The organism is Blautia glucerasea (genome assembly GCF_013304385.1).
GTDB classification, from domain to species: Bacteria; Bacillota; Clostridia; order Lachnospirales; family Lachnospiraceae; genus Blautia_A; species Blautia_A ammoniilytica.
Window position 1 is genome coordinate 1 of the sequence record NZ_JAAITU010000166.1, and the last position, 345, is coordinate 345.

At 44.1% G+C, this 345-nt stretch carries 1 pseudogene; it reads right to left on the reverse strand.

Features of this window, described 5'->3' with window-relative positions:
- Positions 1–345: pseudogene (locus G5B11_RS18895) on the reverse strand (MobA/MobL family protein); the annotation flags it as partial.

Below are 345 nucleotides of genomic sequence, written 5' to 3' on the forward strand. Positions count from 1 at the left end.
CGGTTCTCGCTGTTTAATTTCTGTGCCAATTCCTGCCATTGCTGATTCTCGTCTGTAAGTTGCTGTATCTGGTCTGTCTTTTCTTCCAGAAGCATCAGCAGTTCTTCTGTATCCGGCAAGATTTGAAGCAGCTCTGATAATTCTTTCTCTAATTGCTGCAATCGTTCTTCCTGCTCCTGAAAGCACATCAGCTTCTCGTCCTTTTCCTGTATCTCCTGAAGCATCTCTGCCATGATATTCTGCTGTTCCTCGATCTGTGTAATCATTGCTTCCATCATGGGAATTACTTCTTTGCTTTCTTCTAATGTCATTCAACCACTCCCTCCACATCGACAATGCACCGGA